12 protein-coding genes and 2 pseudogenes are annotated in these 17,148 nt (G+C 59.8%); 7 read left to right on the top strand and 7 right to left on the bottom strand.

Annotated features, from left to right (window positions below; translation table 11 throughout):
- Positions 1-4 precede the first annotated feature (4 nt).
- Positions 5-457: a YhcH/YjgK/YiaL family protein gene (locus HMPREF1024_RS06540; protein ID WP_009309302.1), complete on the top strand. Its 453-nt coding sequence runs from the start codon at positions 5-7 to the stop codon at positions 455-457.
- A 61-nt stretch (positions 458-518) separates the two neighbouring features.
- Here HMPREF1024_RS06540 and argF read toward each other — a convergent pair whose 3' ends face one another.
- A complete protein-coding gene (gene argF / locus HMPREF1024_RS06545; RefSeq protein WP_004178387.1) occupies positions 519-1,523 on the bottom strand; it encodes an ornithine carbamoyltransferase in 1,005 nt (334 codons plus the stop codon).
- A 163-nt stretch (positions 1,524-1,686) separates the two neighbouring features.
- Here argF and rraB point away from each other — a divergent pair, with 163 nt between their 5' ends.
- Both rraB and miaE read left to right on the top strand, forming a co-directional pair.
- Positions 1,687-2,109 (top strand): ribonuclease E inhibitor RraB, encoded by a 423-nt coding sequence (gene rraB / locus HMPREF1024_RS06550; protein ID WP_002886947.1) that lies wholly within the window; start codon positions 1,687-1,689, stop codon positions 2,107-2,109.
- A 58-nt stretch (positions 2,110-2,167) separates the two neighbouring features.
- Positions 2,168-2,932, top strand: coding sequence for a tRNA isopentenyl-2-thiomethyl-A-37 hydroxylase MiaE (gene miaE / locus HMPREF1024_RS06555; RefSeq protein ID WP_009309301.1), 765 nt, complete (start codon positions 2,168-2,170; stop codon positions 2,930-2,932).
- A 269-nt stretch (positions 2,933-3,201) separates the two neighbouring features.
- On the opposite strand, the gene HMPREF1024_RS06560 is transcribed toward miaE, so the two are convergent.
- From HMPREF1024_RS06560 to pepA, 4 genes are all read right to left on the bottom strand, one after another.
- The gene (locus tag HMPREF1024_RS06560; protein WP_004152275.1) at positions 3,202-3,705 is read right to left on the bottom strand and encodes a GNAT family N-acetyltransferase; all 504 of its coding nucleotides are present in this window, start codon (positions 3,703-3,705) and stop codon (positions 3,202-3,204) included.
- A gap of 120 nt (positions 3,706-3,825) precedes the next feature.
- Complete coding sequence (locus HMPREF1024_RS06565; protein ID WP_009309300.1) at positions 3,826-6,681, bottom strand: valine--tRNA ligase; 2,856 nt, start codon at positions 6,679-6,681, stop codon at positions 3,826-3,828.
- Positions 6,681-7,124, bottom strand: a complete 444-nt coding sequence (gene holC, locus HMPREF1024_RS06570) for a DNA polymerase III subunit chi (RefSeq protein ID WP_002886953.1) — start codon at positions 7,122-7,124, stop codon at positions 6,681-6,683. Before holC ends, HMPREF1024_RS06565 begins: the two co-directional genes overlap by 1 nt.
- A 119-nt stretch (positions 7,125-7,243) precedes the next feature.
- Positions 7,244-8,755 (bottom strand): leucyl aminopeptidase, encoded by a 1,512-nt coding sequence (pepA, locus tag HMPREF1024_RS06575; RefSeq protein WP_002886954.1) that lies wholly within the window; start codon positions 8,753-8,755, stop codon positions 7,244-7,246.
- 389 nt (positions 8,756-9,144) lie between these two features.
- On the opposite strand from pepA, the gene lptF reads away from it, so the two are divergent.
- Together lptF and lptG are read left to right on the top strand one after the other, a co-directional pair.
- Complete coding sequence (gene lptF, locus HMPREF1024_RS06580) at positions 9,145-10,242, top strand: LPS export ABC transporter permease LptF (protein WP_002886955.1); 1,098 nt, start codon at positions 9,145-9,147, stop codon at positions 10,240-10,242.
- A pseudogene (gene lptG, locus HMPREF1024_RS0127190) lies at positions 10,242-11,326 on the top strand (LPS export ABC transporter permease LptG). Before lptF ends, lptG begins: the two are co-directional and overlap by 1 nt.
- A 48-nt stretch (positions 11,327-11,374) precedes the next feature.
- Here lptG and HMPREF1024_RS06585 read toward each other — a convergent pair.
- Both HMPREF1024_RS06585 and HMPREF1024_RS06590 read right to left on the bottom strand, forming a co-directional pair.
- Positions 11,375-12,877: a helicase HerA-like C-terminal domain-containing protein gene (locus tag HMPREF1024_RS06585; protein ID WP_009309297.1), complete on the bottom strand. Its 1,503-nt coding sequence runs from the start codon at positions 12,875-12,877 to the stop codon at positions 11,375-11,377.
- 98 nt (positions 12,878-12,975) lie between these two features.
- Entirely contained in the window at positions 12,976-13,797 is an 822-nt protein-coding gene (locus HMPREF1024_RS06590; RefSeq protein ID WP_009309296.1) for a TIM barrel protein, read from the bottom strand.
- A gap of 351 nt (positions 13,798-14,148) precedes the next feature.
- Here HMPREF1024_RS06590 and HMPREF1024_RS0127185 point away from each other — a divergent pair.
- Together HMPREF1024_RS0127185 and iolB are read left to right on the top strand one after the other, a co-directional pair.
- A pseudogene (locus HMPREF1024_RS0127185) lies at positions 14,149-15,655 on the top strand (CoA-acylating methylmalonate-semialdehyde dehydrogenase).
- Between the two features lie 18 nt (positions 15,656-15,673).
- A complete protein-coding gene (gene iolB, locus HMPREF1024_RS06595; RefSeq protein WP_002886959.1) occupies positions 15,674-16,483 on the top strand; it encodes a 5-deoxy-glucuronate isomerase in 810 nt (269 codons plus the stop codon).
- The last annotated feature ends 665 nt before the right edge of the window (positions 16,484-17,148 follow it).

The raw sequence follows: 17,148 nt of genomic DNA, 5'->3' as shown, positions 1-17,148 counted from the left end.
AGCAATGATTATTGGCAATATCCACCATCTGCAGCCATGGCTGCCTGCCGCGCTGCGCGAGGCTATCGAACAGGTTATCGCTCAGGTCAGCGAGGCGACGCCGCTGGGTAAACACGCTATCGACGGCGACAACCTGTTTTATCTGATCTCCGAAGACACCACCGAGCCGCAGGCCGCGCGCCGCGCGGAATACCATGCTCGCTATCTCGATATCCAGATTGTCCTCCGCGGCAGCGAGGGGATGACCTTCAGCACCTTGCCGCCAGGAGAGCCGCAGACCGACTGGCTGGCGGAGAAAGACATCGCTTTTCTTGCCGAAGGCCAGCAGGAGAAAACGGTGATCCTTAACGAAGGGGACTTTGTGGTGTTTTATCCCGGCGAAGTGCATAAACCGCTGTGCGCCGTTGGCGCCCCGGCGAAGGTGCGCAAAGCGGTGGTGAAGATGCTGATGGCGTAAAATGGCGAACCGAATCCCGGATGAACGCCGTGCCATCCGGGAGACAGCCGCGAGCGAGGGGTTATTTGCTCAGCGTCGCCACCATCACCGCTTTGATGGTGTGCATCCGGTTTTCCGCCTGGTCGAAAACCACGCTCGCCGCCGACTCAAACACCTCGTCAGTCACCTCCATGCCGCCGTGCAGGCCGTAATCGGCAGCCATCTGTTTGCCCAGCGTGGTCTGGTCGTCGTGGAACGCCGGCAGGCAGTGGAGGAACTTGACCTGCGGGTTGCCGGTGAGCGCCAGCATCGCGCTGTTAACCTGATAGTCGCGCAGCAGGGCGATACGTTCGGCCCATTTTTCCTTCGCCTCGCCCATTGAGACCCAGACGTCGGTATAGATAAAATCGGCGCCTTTCACCCCCGCGGCGATATCTTCCGTCAGGGTGATGTTGCCGCCCTGCTGTTTGGCCAGCGCGGTGCAGGTCTCCACCAGCGCGGCCTCCGGCCAGCAGGCCGATGGCGCCACCAGGCGCAGATCCAGACCGGTCAACGCGGCGGCTTCCAGCATCGAATTGCCCATGTTGTTGCGCGCGTCGCCGGCGTAGACCAGCGTCATCTGGTTAAAGGCTTTGCCCGGCAGATGCTCTTTCATGGTCAGCAGGTCCGCCAGCAGCTGGGTGGGGTGGAACTCGTTGGTGAGGCCGTTCCACACCGGCACGCCGGCGTATTGCGCCAGGGTCTCTACCACTTCCTGGCCGTGGCCGCGGTACTGAATGCCGTCGTACATCCGTCCGAGCACGCGGGCGGTGTCCTTGATCGACTCTTTATGGCCAATCTGGCTGCCGCTGGGCCCCAGATAGGTCACGCGGGCGCCTTGATCGTATGCGGCAACTTCGAAAGAGCATCGTGTACGGGTTGAGTCTTTTTCGAAGATGAGCGCGATGTTTTTTCCTGCCAGTTTCTGGACTTCGATACCGTTTTTCTTATCGGCTTTCAGCTTTGCCGCCAGCTCGAGCAGGGCGGTGATTTCTGCAGGCGTAAAATCGAGTAACTTTAAAAAATGCTTCTGGTAAAACGCAGACATGGTTCCCTCACCTGGCATAGGCCACTAATTGAATTAAAATTCAATTTATATGTATGAATATTCATTTGCAAGTCTGTGATCGAAATCTTTCACTGAGAAGTGGAGGCAATGACGGCGGTATGTGACAATAGGGATAACTGCCGCACATTATGAGGAACGAGCCATGGCAAACCCGGAACACCTGGAAGAACAGCGTGAAGAGACGCGTCTGATTATCGAAGAGCTGCTGGAAGATGGCAGCGATCCGGACGCACTGTACACGATTGAGCATCACCTCTCTGCAGACGATTTCGAAACCCTGGAGAAAGTGGCGGTTGAAGCGTTCAAGCTGGGCTACGAAGTGACCGAGCCCGAAGAGCTGGAAGTGGAAGAGGGTGACATGGTCATCTGCTGCGATATTCTGAGCGAATGCGCGCTGAACGCAGACCTGATCGATGCCCAGGTGGAACAGCTGATGACGCTGGCAGAAAAATATGACGTCGAGTATGACGGTTGGGGCACCTATTATGAGGACCCGAACGGTGAAGACGGCGACGACGATGACGAAGAGTATGTCGATGAAGACGACGATGGTGTTCGCCACTAAGTCGCAAATGTCGTAGATGGATACGGCGGCGCCTGCCGCCGTATAGCAAGGAACCTCCATGGATTACCCGCAAATTCTTTCCCCGATTATCAACTTCCTGCACTGCCCGACGCCGCAGGCGTGGATTGACGAAGCCCGCAAGCCGGAAAACCTGCCGCTGCTACTGACCGACCATATGGTGTGCGAGCTGAAAGCGGCGCAGAACGCCATGCTGCTGGTGCGTCGCTACGTCGCGGATAAAGCTGACGCCGACGAACTGTTGGCCTGCCTGAAGCCGTACGAAGACTTCACCTACCGCCGGGGGCCGGAGCCGGATTTTGTCGCTCTGCATAAACAGATCAACAAAAGCGCCATGCCGCAGACCGACGACCCGTGGGGCCGCCAGCTGCTGGACAACATGATTTTGTTGATTAAAGAGGAACTGCATCACTTCTGGCAGGTGCGGGAGATGATGCTGGCGCGCGATATCCCCTACGTCAAAATCACCGCCAGCAACTATGCCCGCGGCCTGCGGCGCGAAGTGCGCTCGCATGAGCCGGTGATGCTGATCGATAAGCTGATCTGCGGCGCCTATATCGAGGCCCGCTCCTGCGAACGCTTTGCCGCCCTGGCGCCGTGGCTGGACGACGATCTGCAGAAGTTCTACCTGTCGCTGCTGCGCTCCGAGGCGCGTCACTATCAGGACTATCTGGATCTGGCGCAGAAGATTGCCGGAGAAGATATCAGCGAGCGGGTGCGCCAGCTCGGCGAGGCGGAAGCGGCGCTGATCCTCCGTCCCGAGGCCGAGTTCCGCTTTCACAGCGGTGTGCCGGTAGCGGCGTAACCCACGATATTCGGGCCCTGTAGCCCCGGTAGCCACTAACACCGGCAGTTTCAGTAGCCATGGGGAGAGATAGCGTTGAGAGCTTCAGCTCGCAATGGTACGGGCCGTAGGTCGGGTAAGGTTAGCCGCCACCCGACAAAAAAACGGCACCGCGAGCACGGGTAAGGTGCCATTCGGGACATACCCGGCTCGCGCTACGCTTAGCCGGGCTACCGAACTGTAGCCCCGGTAAGCGTAGCGCTACCGGGGACGCCTGCGATATCGAGGCGCTACAGCGTTTTCAGCATCCGTACTTCGCAGTCCACGTGGCCGGTGCAGCCCAGCGGCCCGTCAATGTGCTCGAAGCCAAGATGTTCATATAAGCCGATCGCCTCCGTCAGGAAGGCGGTGGTTTCCAGATAGCAGCGCTTAAACCCTTGTTCGCGGGCGTAGTCCAGCGCCAGCAGCGCCAGCTTCTTCGCCAGCCCCTGGCCGCGGGCGCTGGTCATAAAATACATTTTCTGCAGCTCGCAGATATCCGGCTCGCTGCAGGCGAGCGGCGCGACGCCGCCGCCGCCAACCACTTCCCCCTCTTGCTCCACCACCCAGTAGGCGGAGCCCGGCTGGCTGTACAGCTCATACAGCTCATCGAGATTCGGGTCGGCGACCGTATAGCCTTTATCGGCGGTCAGGCCATATTCAGCCGAGACCTGGCGGATGACCCTGGCGATGGCGGCATTGTCTGCCGCCGTAATGCGACGCAGCAACGTCGCCGCGGGGACGCTCGTATTCATACAATGACTCATTACCCAAAAAAGACGAATGATGATGTTAATAACATCGCGACAGGGGAAAGCGCAAGCGAGGATGTTTCATAAAAAACGCCCCTTGCCGGGTGGCAAGGGGCGGGAGGATCACAGCGCGGCGATCACCGCCTGCTGCTCAATCAGCTTCGCTTTCGCTTCCGCGTAGCCTTCCAGCTTCTCGCGCTCTTTAGCGATCACTGCTTCCGGCGCGCGGGCGACAAAGCCTTCGTTGGCCAGCTTGCTCTCGATGCGGCCAATTTCACCTTCGATTTTGGCCACTTCTTTCGCCAGACGCGCCAGCTCATCTTCTTTATTGATGAGGCCCGCCATCGGGATCAGCAGCTCGGCGCCGTCGACAATCTTGGTCACCGAGACCGGACCTTTATCATCGGCAGGCAGCACGGTAATGCTTTCCAGACGCGCCAGGTTCAGCAGGAAGCTGCGGTTGTCGTTCACACGACGCTCGGCCTCTTTGCTGCAGCCGCGCAGCAGCAGTTCCAGCGGTTTGCCCGGAGCGATGTTCATTTCCGCACGGATGTTACGCACGGCGACGATCGCCTGCTTCAGCCATTCGGTGTCGGCCAGCGCCGCGTCATCCACCTGAGAAGCATCGTACTGCGGGAACGGCTGCAGCATGATGGTGTCGGCGGTGATCCCGCAGATCGCTTTCACGCGCTGCCAGATGGTTTCGGTAATGAACGGAATGATCGGATGCGCCAGGCGCAGCAGACCTTCCAGCACGGTTACCAGCGTATGGCGAGTCCCGCGCAGCTCCGCTTCGCTGCCACCGTTCATAACCGGCTTGGTCAGCTCCAGGTACCAGTCGCAGAACTGGTTCCAGGTGAACTCATACAGGATACCGGCGGCGATATCGAAGCGGAAGTTATCCAGCGCTTCGCGATACGCTTTCACGGAGTGGTTGAATTCCGCGATGATCCAGCGGTCGGCCAGGGAGAGCACCATTTCGCCGCCGTTGAAGCCGCAATCCTGATCTTCGGTGTTCATCAGCACGAAGCGGCTGGCGTTCCACAGCTTATTACAGAAGTTACGGTAACCTTCCAGACGCTTCATATCCCAGTTGATGTCGCGGCCGGTAGAGGCCAGCGCCGCCAGGGTGAAGCGCAGGGCGTCGGTGCCGTGCGGCTCGATGCCGTTCGGGAACTGTTTCTCGGTACGCTTGCGGATTTTATCCGCCAGCTGCGGCTGCATCATGTTGCCGGTACGTTTTTCCAGCAGCTCCGGCAGGGTGATGCCGTCAACCATATCCAGCGGGTCAATGACGTTACCCTTGGACTTGGACATCTTCTGGCCTTCGTCATCGCGGATCAGACCGGTCATGTAGACGGTCTTAAACGGAACCTGCGGTTTACCGTTTTCATCTTTGATGAAGTGCATGGTCATCATGATCATGCGGGCGATCCAGAAGAAGATAATGTCGAAGCCGGACACCATCACGCTGGTCGGGTGGAACTGACGCAGGGCGTCGGTGTTTTCCGGCCAGCCGAGGGTGGAGAAGGTCCACAGCGCGGAGGAGAACCAGGTATCGAGAACGTCTTCATCCTGACGCAGGGCAACGTCGGCGCTCAGGTTGTTTTCCTGACGCACTTCGTCTTCGCTACGGCCTACGTAGACGTTGCCGTCGTTGTCATACCATGCCGGGATGCGGTGACCCCACCACAGCTGACGGGAGATACACCAGTCCTGAATATCGCGCATCCAGGAGAAGTACATGTTTTCGTACTGCTTCGGTACGAACTGGATGTCGCCGTTTTCAACGGCCTCGACTGCTGGCTTGGCCAGCACGTCCGCGCGCACGTACCACTGGTCGGTCAGCATCGGCTCGATCACCACGCCGCCGCGATCGCCGTAAGGGACGGTCAGGTCGTGCGGTTTGATCTCTTCCAGCAGGCCGAGGGCGTCAACTGCCGCAACAACGGCTTTACGCGCCGCGAAGCGTTCCAGTTTCTGGAACTCCGCCGGGATCTCGCTGGAGTAGACGTCGGATTCATTGCCTTTGGTGTCGTAGACTTCCGCGCTTTCGCGGATGTCGCCGTCAAAGGTGAGGATGTTGATCATCGGCAGCTGGTGACGACGACCCACTTCGTAGTCGTTAAAGTCGTGCGCCGGGGTGATCTTCACGCAGCCGGTGCCTTTTTCCATGTCGGCGTGCTCGTCGCCCACGATCGGGATGCGGCGGTTAACCAGCGGCAGCACCACGAATTTGCCAATCAGATCTTTGTAGCGCGGATCTTCCGGGTTAACGGCCACGCCGGTATCGCCCAGCAGGGTTTCCGGACGGGTGGTGGCGACCACCAGGTAATCTTTACCGTCAGCGGTTTTCGCACCATCGGCCAGCGGGTAGCGGATGTGCCACATGGAACCTTTCGATTCGCGGTTTTCCACTTCGAGGTCGGAAATGGCGGTGCGCAGTTTCGGGTCCCAGTTAACCAGGCGTTTGCCGCGGTAGATCAGGTCTTCTTTGTACAGGCGAACAAAGACTTCTTTCACGGCATTGGAAAGCCCCTCGTCCATGGTGAAGCGCTCGCGCTCCCAGTCCACGGAGTTGCCGAGACGGCGCATCTGACGGGTAATGGTGCCGCCGGATTCCGCTTTCCACTGCCAGATTTTGTCGATAAAGGCGTCGCGGCCGTAGTCGTGGCGGGTTTTCCCTTCTTCAGCGGCAATCTTACGCTCAACCACCATCTGGGTAGCGATACCTGCGTGGTCGGTACCGGCCTGCCACAGGGTGTTTTTGCCCTGCATGCGCTGGTAGCGAATCATGGTATCCATGATGGTTTGCTGGAAGGCATGACCCATATGCAAACTGCCGGTGACGTTCGGCGGCGGGATCATGATGCAGAAGCTCTCCTGGCTTTCATCACCATTCGGTTTGAAATAGCCCTGCTTTTCCCAGTGCTCGTAAAGCGGCTGTTCGATATCTTGTGGGTTGTATGTCTTTTCCATTATTTCCAGGTTGCCGTGTTCAGGTTGAAACCAGCCATGCGGTACGCCTTATAGCGTTCGCGCGCCAGTTGTTTCAGATTGTCTTCGTAAGGGACAAAGTCTATCACTTCTGTGAAAGCGGTGGCAAAATCTGCAAAGTTTAGCCGCAGGCTGATAAGAATATCCCGCGGGCTGCTGTTGCGCTTTTGCGGCCAGGCAATCTCTACCGGCGCGCCGCCTCTCGGGCCTTCGCCCGCCAGATTATGCGGCACAAAGCTCTCCGGCGGCCGCGACCACAGCGCCTCGTCGAGACGAATCGCCTGCTGTTCATCTTCGCAGGCGATCAGGACGCGCTTGCCGTTGCGCCAACGTTCTGCGGCAATGTCACACACCAGCTGCTCGACGGCGCTCAGGCCGTCGACGGTGGCGTCATTGTCCAGAAGATAGAACGTTGCGTTTTTCATATATGGGGCTTCTTGTTGTGGATTTAAATGCAAAGCCGGGCGGCGCTACGCTTACCCGGCCTACAGTGTGCTGCCGTTTGTAAGCCGGGTAAGGCATCGCCGCCACCCGGCATGTCACATCACTCTTCGCCGTTAAAACCCGCACGATTGAGCAGGAACTGCGACAGCAGCGCCACCGGACGACCGGTCGCGCCTTTGGCCTTACCGGAACGCCAGGCAGTACCGGCGATGTCGAGGTGCGCCCAGTTGTACTTGCGGGTGAAGCGCGACAGGAAACAGCCGGCGGTGATCGCGCCGCCAGGACGGCCGCCAATGTTCGCCATATCGGCAAAATTGGACTCCAGCTGATCCTGGAACTCGTCGGCCAGCGGCAAACGCCATGCGCGGTCGCCCGCCAGTTCGGAGGCGCCGATCAGCTCATGGGCCAGCGGGTTATGGTTCGACATCAGGCCGGTGATGTGATGGCCGAGGGCAATCACGCAGGCCCCGGTCAGCGTCGCCACGTCGATAACCGCTTCCGGCTCGAAGCGCTCAACGTAGGTCAGGACGTCGCACAGCACCAGGCGGCCTTCGGCGTCGGTGTTCAGCACTTCCACCGTCTGGCCGGACATAGTGGTCAGGACGTCACCCGGACGATAGGCGCGGCCGCCAGGCATGTTTTCACAGCCCGCCAGCACGCCGATGACGTTCAGCGGCAGCTGCAGTTCGGCAACCATCCGCATCACGCCGTACACCGCCGCCGCGCCGCACATGTCGTACTTCATCTCGTCCATGCCTTCGGCAGGCTTGATGGAGATACCGCCAGAGTCGAAGGTCAGGCCTTTACCGACCAGCACGATAGGGCGCGCGTCCTCAGCCGGGTTACCTTTATATTCGATGACCGACATCAGCGACTCGTTCTGCGACCCATTGCCGACGGCGAGGTAGGCGTTCATCCCCAGCTCGCGCATCTGCTGTTCGCCGATCACCCGGGTGATGACGTTTTTGCTGTAGGTATCGGCCAGCTGACGCGCCTGAGAGGCCAGATAGGCGGCGTTACAGATGTTCGGCGGCATATTGCCAAGATCTTTCGCCGCTTTGATGCCGGCGGCAATCGCCAGGCCATGCTGAATGGCGCGTTCGCCACTGGTCAGCTCGCGACGGGTCGGCACGTTAAAGACCATTTTACGCAGCGGGCGACGCGGCTCGCTTTTGTTGGTCTTCAGCTGGTCGAAGCTGTACAGCGTCTCTTTAGCGGTTTCAACCGCCTGGCGAACTTTCCAGTAGTTGTTACGGCCTTTGACGTGCAGCTCGGTCAGGAAGCAGACGGCTTCCATTGAGCCGGTATCATTCAGGGTATTGATGGTTTTCTGGATGACCTGCTTATACTGACGCTCATCCAGCTCGCGCTCTTTGCCGCAGCCAATCAGCAGAATGCGCTCAGACAGAATGTTTGGCACATGGTGCAGCAATAACGTCTGGCCAGGTTTGCCTTCCAGCTCGCCGCGACGCAGCAGGGCGCTGATGTAGCCGTCGCTGATTTTATCGAGTTGTTCGGCGATGGGGGAGAGGCGACGTGGTTCAAAGACGCCGACCACGATACAGGCGCTCCGCTGCTTCTCCGGGCTACCGCTTTTTACACTGAACTCCATGCACTATGCTCCTGAATCTTAAAGACAACAGTGGTGGCTACGGCTATACTCGTCGCCTTTCAAGTTGCAGATGCGCCGGCTGCGCCTGCTTACCCTGACGTGGCACATTGTGCGCGCCAGGGGCCACAGCCCTGCTGCCTTCTTACAACTCGAAATCCATTGAGTATATAATTGCAAGCTTTCGTAACTCATATCCGCTGTTGCGGTGACTTCGTGTTAATCTTAACGTTATTAAGGCCTGGGTTCGTCAGAAAAGATCCTGACATGCAGAACCGATGAGTCATTTAATCTTAGCGACGTTTTCGACGACCAAAGAGAATAAATGACGTTTAAGCCATGAAACAAGCAATTTTCCTGCACTAAAACGGGTTTTTACGGGCGTATTTATAGTGATAATCATAAGATATCTGGTTCGTGAGACGCTGAAAAGCCAGTTGGCGATCCTATTCATCCTGTTACTGATTTTCTTTTGTCAGAAATTAGTCAGGATCCTCGGCGCCGCGGTGGATGGCGATATCCCAACCAATCTGGTGCTCTCGCTGTTGGGGCTCGGCATCCCGGAGATGGCGCAGCTTATCCTGCCGTTAAGTCTGTTCCTTGGCCTGCTGATGACCCTCGGCAAGCTGTACACCGAAAGTGAAATTACGGTGATGCACGCCTGCGGCCTGAGCAAAGCCGTGCTGATCAAGGCGGCGATGATCCTCGCGCTGTTCACCGGCGCGGTGGCGGCGGTCAACGTTATGTGGGCGGGGCCGTGGTCGTCGCGCCATCAGGACGAAGTGCTGGCCGAAGCTAAAGCTAACCCCGGTATGGCGGCGCTGGCCCAGGGCCAGTTCCAGCAGGCCAGCGATGGTAACGCGGTGATGTTTATCGAAAGCGTCAACGGCAACCGCTTCCATGACGTCTTCCTTGCCCAGCTGCGTCCGAAAGGCAATGCGCGCCCCTCGGTGGTAGTGGCGGATTCCGGCGAGCTGTCGCAGCAGAAAGACGGCTCGCAGGTGGTGACCCTCAACAAGGGCACCCGCTTTGAAGGCACCGCGATGCTGCGCGACTTCCGCATTACCGACTTCAATAACTATCAGGCTATTATCGGCCACCAGGCGGTGAGCGCCGATCCGGACGACACCGAACAGATGGATATGCGCACCTTGTGGAAAACCCACACCGACCGCGCGCGCGCCGAACTGCACTGGCGCTTCACGCTGGTGGCGACCGTCTTCATTATGGCGCTGATGGTGGTGCCGCTCAGCGTGGTGAACCCGCGTCAGGGCCGCGTGCTGTCGATGCTGCCGGCGATGCTGCTTTACCTGGTGTTCTTCCTGCTGCAAACGTCGATTAAATCGAACGGCGGCAAAGGCAAAATGGACCCGGCTATCTGGATGTGGGCGATTAACCTGCTCTATTTTGCGCTGGCGGTGCTGTTAAACCTGTGGGACACGGTGCCGATGCGCCGCTTCCGCGCCCGTTTTAATAAAGGAGCGGCCTGATGCAGGCGTTTGGCGTACTTGACCGTTATATCGGTAAGACGATTTTCAACACCATCATGATGACCCTGTTCATGCTGGTGTCGCTCTCCGGCATTATCAAGTTTGTCGATCAGCTGAAAAAGTCCGGGCAGGGCAGCTACGATGCGCTGGGCGCTGGTCTCTACACCATCCTCAGCGTGCCGAAGGACATCCAGATCTTCTTCCCAATGGCGGCGCTGCTTGGCGCGCTGCTGGGGCTGGGGATGCTGGCCCAGCGCAGCGAACTGGTGGTGATGCAGGCATCCGGTTTCACCCGGCTGCAGGTAGCGCTGGCGGTAATGAAAACCGCGATCCCGCTGGTGCTGCTGACCATGGCCATCGGCGAGTGGGTGGCGCCGCAGGGCGAACAGATGGCGCGCAACTACCGTGCCCAGCAGATGTACGGCGGCTCGCTGCTCTCAACCCAGCAGGGGCGTGTGGGCGAAAGATGGCCACAACTTTGTCTATATCGAACGCGTAAAAGGCAACGATGAGCTGGGGGGCGGTCAGCATCTATGCCTTCAACCCGGAGCGTCGTTTACAGTCGGTGCGCTATGCCGCTTCGGCAAAATTCGATAGCGAAAATAAAGTGTGGCGTCTGTCGCAGGTGGATGAATCCGACCTGACCGATCCAAAGCAGGTGACCGGGTCGCAGATGGTGAGCGGCACCTGGAAAACCAACCTGACGCCGGACAAACTGGGCGTGGTTGCCCTGGATCCGGATGCGCTGTCGATCAGCGGGCTGCACAACTATGTGAAATACCTGAAGTCCAGCGGCCAGGATCCGGGACGCTACCAGCTCAATATGTGGAGCAAAATCTTCCAGCCGCTGTCGGTGGCGGTGATGATGCTGATGGCGCTGTCGTTTATCTTTGGCCCGCTGCGTAGCGTGCCGATGGGCGTGCGGGTGGTGACGGGGATTAGCTTCGGCTTTATCTTCTATGTCCTCGACCAGATTTTCGGCCCGCTGACCCTGGTCTACGGCATACCGCCGATCATCGGCGCGCTGTTGCCGAGCGCCAGCTTCTTCCTGATAAGCCTCTGGCTGATGATGCGCAAGGCCTAGCGGGTAAGCCTGAAACGTAAGCCCCCTCAGCGATGAGGGGGCTTTTTTTTAGCGCTTGCGTCCGCCCAGCAGGCTGCCCAGCATACCGCGGACGATCTGATTGGTGACCTGGCGAACCGCGCTTTTCGCTGCGGTCTGCACGATACCGTCGCGTTTACCGCCTCGCGGGCCGGTGCTGCCGAACAGGATATCTTTCAGGCCGCCAAGCAGCCCGTCGTCATCGCCGTTCTGCTGGCCCTTCGCCGGCGGAGCCGACTGCTGCCCGGTGGCGACCTGCACCCCTTGCTGCAGCATTTCGAAAGCCGACTCGCGGTCCACCTCCTCCTCATACTTACCGTACAGCGGCGAGTGGTTCAGCAGACCATTGCGCTCGTCATCGCTGACCGGCCCCATTCGCGAGCAGGGGGCGATAACCATCGCCCGCTCGACCACCGACGGGCTGCCTTTCTCATCGAGGAAGGAGATCAGCGCCTCGCCGGTGCCCAGCTCCTGGATCGCCTGTTCGGTACTGAAGGCCGGGTTGGCGCGCATGGTCTGGGCGGCGGTTTTCACCGCCTTCTGGTCCTTCGGCGTAAAGGCGCGCAGGGCATGCTGCACGCGGTTGCCCAGCTGGCCGATCACGGCGTCGGGAATATCCGCCGGGTTCTGCGAGACAAAGTAGACGCCGACGCCCTTGGAGCGGATAAGGCGGATCACCTGTTCAATTTTATCCAGCAGCACCTGCGGCGCGTCGTTGAACAGCAGATGCGCCTCATCGAAGAAGAACACCAGCTTCGGTTTATCGAGGTCGCCGGCTTCCGGCAGGCGCTCGTAGAGCTCGGAGAGCATCCACAGCAGGCTGGCGGCGTACAGCTTCGGCATCTGGTAGAGCTTTTCGGCGCTAAGGATATTGATCACCCCTTTACCGCTGGCATCGACGCGCATCCAGTCGGCAATATCCAGCATCGGCTCGCCGAAGAAGTGCTCGGCGCCCTGTTGCTCCAGGGTCAACAGCCCGCGCTGGATGGCGCCGATCGAGGCGCTGTTAATATTGCCGTACTGGTTCTGGAAAGACTTGGCGTTATCGCCGATAAACTGGGTGATTGCGCGGAGGTCTTTGAAGTCGAGCAGCAGCAGGCCGCGGTCGTCCGCGATGCGGAAAATAATGTTCAGTACGCCGCTCTGCACCTCGTTGAGATTGAGCAGGCGCGCCAGCAGCAGGGGGCCGAGATCGGAAACCGTCGCCCGCACCGGGTGGCCCTTCTCGCCAAAGATATCCCAGAGCACCACCGGGTTGGCGTGCGGCTCCCAGTCGCTGACGCCGATCTTCTCCAGCCGCGCCTGCAGTTTCTCTGAGCTCTGCCCCGCGGCGGCAATGCCGGTCAGGTCGCCCTTGACGTCGGCCATAAATACCGGCACGCCAATCTCCGAGAACGACTCAGCCAGCTTCTGCAGGGTGACGGTTTTACCGGTGCCGGTCGCACCGGTGATAAGCCCATGGCGGTTGGCCATCGCGGGCAGTAAATAGAGCGCGTTATCCAGCGTGCGCGCAATCAACAGGGGTGAGCTCATGGTCGATTCCTCCATTTATCCTGCGACGATTATAGGCAACCTCGTCGTCCGGCGTTGGGAAAATCGTCACGCGCCGCGCACGCTGTACCGTGAGGGTCTCAGGCGCAGTGGCGCTGGATGAGCGCGATGCTCTGCTCAATTTCGCGCTCGATATCCGCTTCGCTCCATTGCGCCAGCTCGGGGGCGAAGGGCTCAAAAGCGTACACCCCCTGATAGCCGCGGGCTTCCAGCGCTTTAACCTGCTCGCAGGTGCCGAGACGATCCTTCGGGGTTAGCATGATGCGCTCGGCATCGGTGAGCTGCTCGCGCGGACGGCTATCGTCCACTCCTGAAAGGTGCACCAGCCCGATATCCGCCACCTCTACCTGGCTGAACTCGTCCGCCGCCTGCGGGTAAAGATGGTGATGGAAGGTATCGATCAGCAGCTTAAACGGCACGCGGGCGTCGTGGATCAGCGTCTGCGCCTGGTGCGCAGAACGCAGCGAGCTTTGCGGGAAGCCCAGCGGCTCCACCAGGCCGTGGATGCCATAGAAGGCGAACAGCGGCGCCAGGTCGCGCAGGGCGCCAAGGGTTTCGCTGGCCGGCACCTCGCTGCCGTCGTTGAGCGGACAGAGCACCAGCGATTTGGCACCGATGGCCTGGGCCTCTTTCAGCAGCGATTCGGTCAACTGCCGCACCTCTTCGCTACGACGGTTAAAGGGGTAGACCGCGTTAATCGTCAGGATCTCGATGTGGTAGCGCGCCGCCAGCTCGCGCACCTGCTGATGGCTCAGATCGTCGGTCACTTTTCCACTGGGTAAATCGTTGCGCAGCTCGACCTTATTCAGGCCCAGACGGTTCACCAGACGGAAAAACGCTTCAATGCTGAGCGCTGGCGCGATTTTGCGGTTAATACAAAAACGTTGCATTGCGATGGCCATAGGACACTCCTGACGGAAGAGGGGGTGGGTTCGTTCAATTGGCTAACAGTCAAAACGTTTATTCCAAAATTAGCAAGAATGGAAATGATGAATGTTTGAGCTGTCTCGCAAAATATCACCGGCACCGACTGCCGGCGCGACAGCGGCGGGAAGCCTGGCGTCGAGGGCAACGAGGTGCGATGCGGGAAGCGCACAGGCGACCGGTTAGCGCAAAATGCGACTGTTATCACCAAAATGAAATTTCATTTCACAACAATGTTGAAATATAAATTTCATTTTACTACGGTTATAGCACAGCAGAATCAGCGACGGGCCGGTGTGCGCTGGCCCCCTTCACTATGAGGCGAGAACATGACGATCACAGGAAACTTTATTGGCGGGAAAACCGTTATTAGCAGCAGCAACGAAACGATGCCGGTGTACGACCCGGCGACGGGCAAAGCGGTGCGCGAAGTCACGGTGTCAACCGCGCAGGAAGTCTCCGAGGCGATTCAGGTTGCTCGCGATGCGTTTGACAGCTGGTCCCGTACCACGCCGCTGCGCCGCGCCCGCGTGCTGTTCAACTTCAAAATGTTGCTGGAGCAGCACGTGGAAGAGCTGGCGGGGATCATCGTCAGCGAGCACGGTAAGGTGTGGTCGGATGCGCTGGGCGAGCTGACCCGCGGTATGGAAGTGGTCGAATTCGCCTGCGGGATCCCGCACCTGATTAAAGGCGAATACTCCTCTGACGTCGGCACCGGCGTCGACAGCTACTCGTTGATGCAGCCCCTGGGCGTGGTGGCAGGGATCACCCCGTTCAACTTCCCGGCGATGGTGCCGATGTGGATGTTCCCGCTGGCGCTGGCCTGCGGCAACAGTTTCGTCCTCAAGCCGCCCGCGCTGGCGCCGACGGCCGCTGTGCGTCTGGCAGAGCTGCTGAAAGAGGCTGGTCTGCCGGACGGCGTGTTTAACGTCGTGCACTGCAGCAATGAAGATGCTGAGCAGCTGTACACTGACCCGCGTATTGCGGCTGTGAGCTTCGTCGGCTCCTCCGGCGTGGCGGAGTATATCTATAAGACCGCCAGCGCCCACGGCAAGCGCGTGCAGGCCTTTGGCGCCGCAAAAAACCACGCGATTGTGATGCCGGATGCCGATCTCGACGCTACCGTTAACGCCATTATGGGCGGCGCTTTTGGCTCCGCAGGCGAGCGCTGCATGGCGCTGCCGGTGGTGGTGGCGGTGGGAGATGAAACCGCCGACAAACTGATCGCCCGCCTGAAGCCGCTGGTGGAAGCGCTGAAAGTAGGTCCGGGCTGCATGCGCGGCCAGGAAGAGAACGAGATGGGACCGGTGGTGTCTGATACCCACCAGAAAAAAAGTGCTCGGCTATATTGATAAAGGCGAAAGCGAAGGGGCAAAACTGGTGGTCGATGGCCGCAAACTGCGCGTGCCGGGTTACGACGCGGGCTACTATGTCGGCGGCACCCTGTTCGATCACGTCACCCCGGAGATGACCATCTGGCGCGAAGAGATCTTTGGCCCGGTGCTGGGGATTGTGCGCGCGGCGGACTATGACAGCGCCCTTGAGCTGGTCAACAGCCACGAGTTTGGCAACGGCAGCGCCGTTTTCACCAGCAACGGCCACACCGCGCGTGAATTCGTCCACGACGTGCAGGCGGGGATGGTCGGGGTGAACGTGCCGGTCCCGGTGCCGATGGCGTTCCACAGCTTCGGCGGCTGGAAGCGCTCGGTGTTTGGCGCGTTGAACGTCCACGGGCCGGACGGCGTGCGCTTCTACACGCGTATGAAGACCGCCACCGTACGCTGGCCGGCAGGGCAGCAGACCGTATCTGAATTCAGCATGCCGACGTTAGGTTAATCGACGAAGGAGAGCGCCATGTCGTTACTGGCTAAATCGCGAAAAGAGGGACAGATCCAGCATATTACGCCGCAAAGCGCCGGTTGGCGCTATATCGGCTTTGATGTCTGGATGTTGAAAAAAGGGCAGACCGTGACGCTGGAGAGCGGCGATCGCGAGCTGTGCCTGGTGCTGGTCGCTGGGCTGGCGTCGGTGAAAACGCAACATGCCGATTTCCCGAATCTCGGTAAACGGATGTCGCCGTTTGAACGCACCCCGCCGTGGTCGGTCTACATCCCGCCGCAGGATAAAGTCGAGGTGACTGCCGATTCCGATCTGGAGCTGGCGGTATGCAGCGCGCCGGGCAAAGGCAGCTTCCCGGCACGCCTCATTCGGCCGGAAGACGTCGGCGTAGAGCACCGTGGGAAAGGGCGCAACCAGCGTCGGGTGCATAATATTCTGCCGGACAGCGCCGAGGCGGACTGCCTGCTGGTGGTGGAGGTCTACACCGACGAGGGGGCCACCAGTTCGTGGCCGTCGCATAAGCATGATACCGCCCAGCCGGGCAAAGAGACGCAGCTGGAAGAAACCTACTATCACCGCTTCGATCCGCCGCAGGGCTTTGCCTTCCAGCGGGTCTACACCGATGACCGCAGCCTGGACGCCTGTATGGCGCCCTACAACCACGATGTGGTGATGGTGCCGCGCGGTTACCATCCGGTGGCAGCGATTGCCGGTTACGACAGCTACTATCTGAACGTGATGGCCGGGCCGGACCGGAAATGGCTGTTCACCTGGGAAGATGACCACGCCTGGATCAACACGCCGGAGTATCCGCGCCACGACTGACGCGCGGTGCAGAAGCGGATAAAGAAGGCCGGTTAGCGATGCTAACCGGCCTTCTTGTTTGAGGGGCGGGTGTTTTTTCGCGAAACGCTCCGCGGAATCCCACTCCCCGACCCGGCAAGCGCAGCGCCGCCGGGGAGGACACCACCGGTGCCATTCCCGCCTTTGTGCCGGATGGCGGCTTCGCCTTATCCGGCCTACGGGAGCCTCCCGTAAGCCCATATACCCCAGGCCCGGCAAGCGCAGCGCCGTCGGGCAGGACACCTCCGGCGCCATACCTGCCTTTGTGCCGGATGGCGGCTTCGCCTTATCCGGCCTACGGGAGGATCCCGTAAGCCCCTATACCGTCGGCCCGGCAAGCGCAGCGCCGCCGGGCGATAACCGCAGGCACGGCGCTGCTTTTATGCCGGGCGGCGGCTCACGCCTTGCCCGGCATACGGTTCGTGCGACCTGCCGTTAATTTATTCACCATTGTTGCTGAAACTGCCGGTGCTGACGGCCTCAAAATCGCTGAGACGTTCCCGGAAGGCCGGGGCAGCCCGCATGGATGCGGGCTGAGGGCCGTGTTTTGCACGGACGCTGCCTCGGCCCGACCCGAAGCCTGCAGGGATAAGTCGAAGGGACCGCGTAGCGGCGATTTTGCTGGCCGGAGCCCGGGGGTACAGGGG

This window comes from Klebsiella sp. 4_1_44FAA (assembly GCF_000238715.1).
Lineage (GTDB): Bacteria > Pseudomonadota > Gammaproteobacteria > Enterobacterales > Enterobacteriaceae > Klebsiella > Klebsiella pneumoniae.
Note: the sequence above shows the minus strand (reverse complement) of the source record. Positions and strands in the feature narration are given on the sequence as shown.

Bases quoted from the DNA above. Each gene is read 5' to 3' on its own strand.
- HMPREF1024_RS06540 (WP_009309302.1), top strand. From the start codon at position 5: ATGATTATTGGCAATATCCACCATCTGCAGCCATGGCTGCCTGCCGCG.
- argF (WP_004178387.1), bottom strand. From the start codon at position 1,523: ATGTCTGCGTTTTACCAGAAGCATTTTTTAAAGTTACTCGATTTTACG.
- rraB (WP_002886947.1), top strand. From the start codon at position 1,687: ATGGCAAACCCGGAACACCTGGAAGAACAGCGTGAAGAGACGCGTCTG.
- miaE (WP_009309301.1), top strand. From the start codon at position 2,168: ATGGATTACCCGCAAATTCTTTCCCCGATTATCAACTTCCTGCACTGC.
- HMPREF1024_RS06560 (WP_004152275.1), bottom strand. From the start codon at position 3,705: ATGAATACGAGCGTCCCCGCGGCGACGTTGCTGCGTCGCATTACGGCG.
- HMPREF1024_RS06565 (WP_009309300.1), bottom strand. From the start codon at position 6,681: ATGGAAAAGACATACAACCCACAAGATATCGAACAGCCGCTTTACGAG.
- holC (WP_002886953.1), bottom strand. From the start codon at position 7,124: ATGAAAAACGCAACGTTCTATCTTCTGGACAATGACGCCACCGTCGAC.
- pepA (WP_002886954.1), bottom strand. From the start codon at position 8,755: ATGGAGTTCAGTGTAAAAAGCGGTAGCCCGGAGAAGCAGCGGAGCGCC.
- HMPREF1024_RS06585 (WP_009309297.1), bottom strand. From the start codon at position 12,877: ATGAGCTCACCCCTGTTGATTGCGCGCACGCTGGATAACGCGCTCTAT.
- HMPREF1024_RS06590 (WP_009309296.1), bottom strand. From the start codon at position 13,797: ATGGCCATCGCAATGCAACGTTTTTGTATTAACCGCAAAATCGCGCCA.
- iolB (WP_002886959.1), top strand. From the start codon at position 15,674: ATGTCGTTACTGGCTAAATCGCGAAAAGAGGGACAGATCCAGCATATT.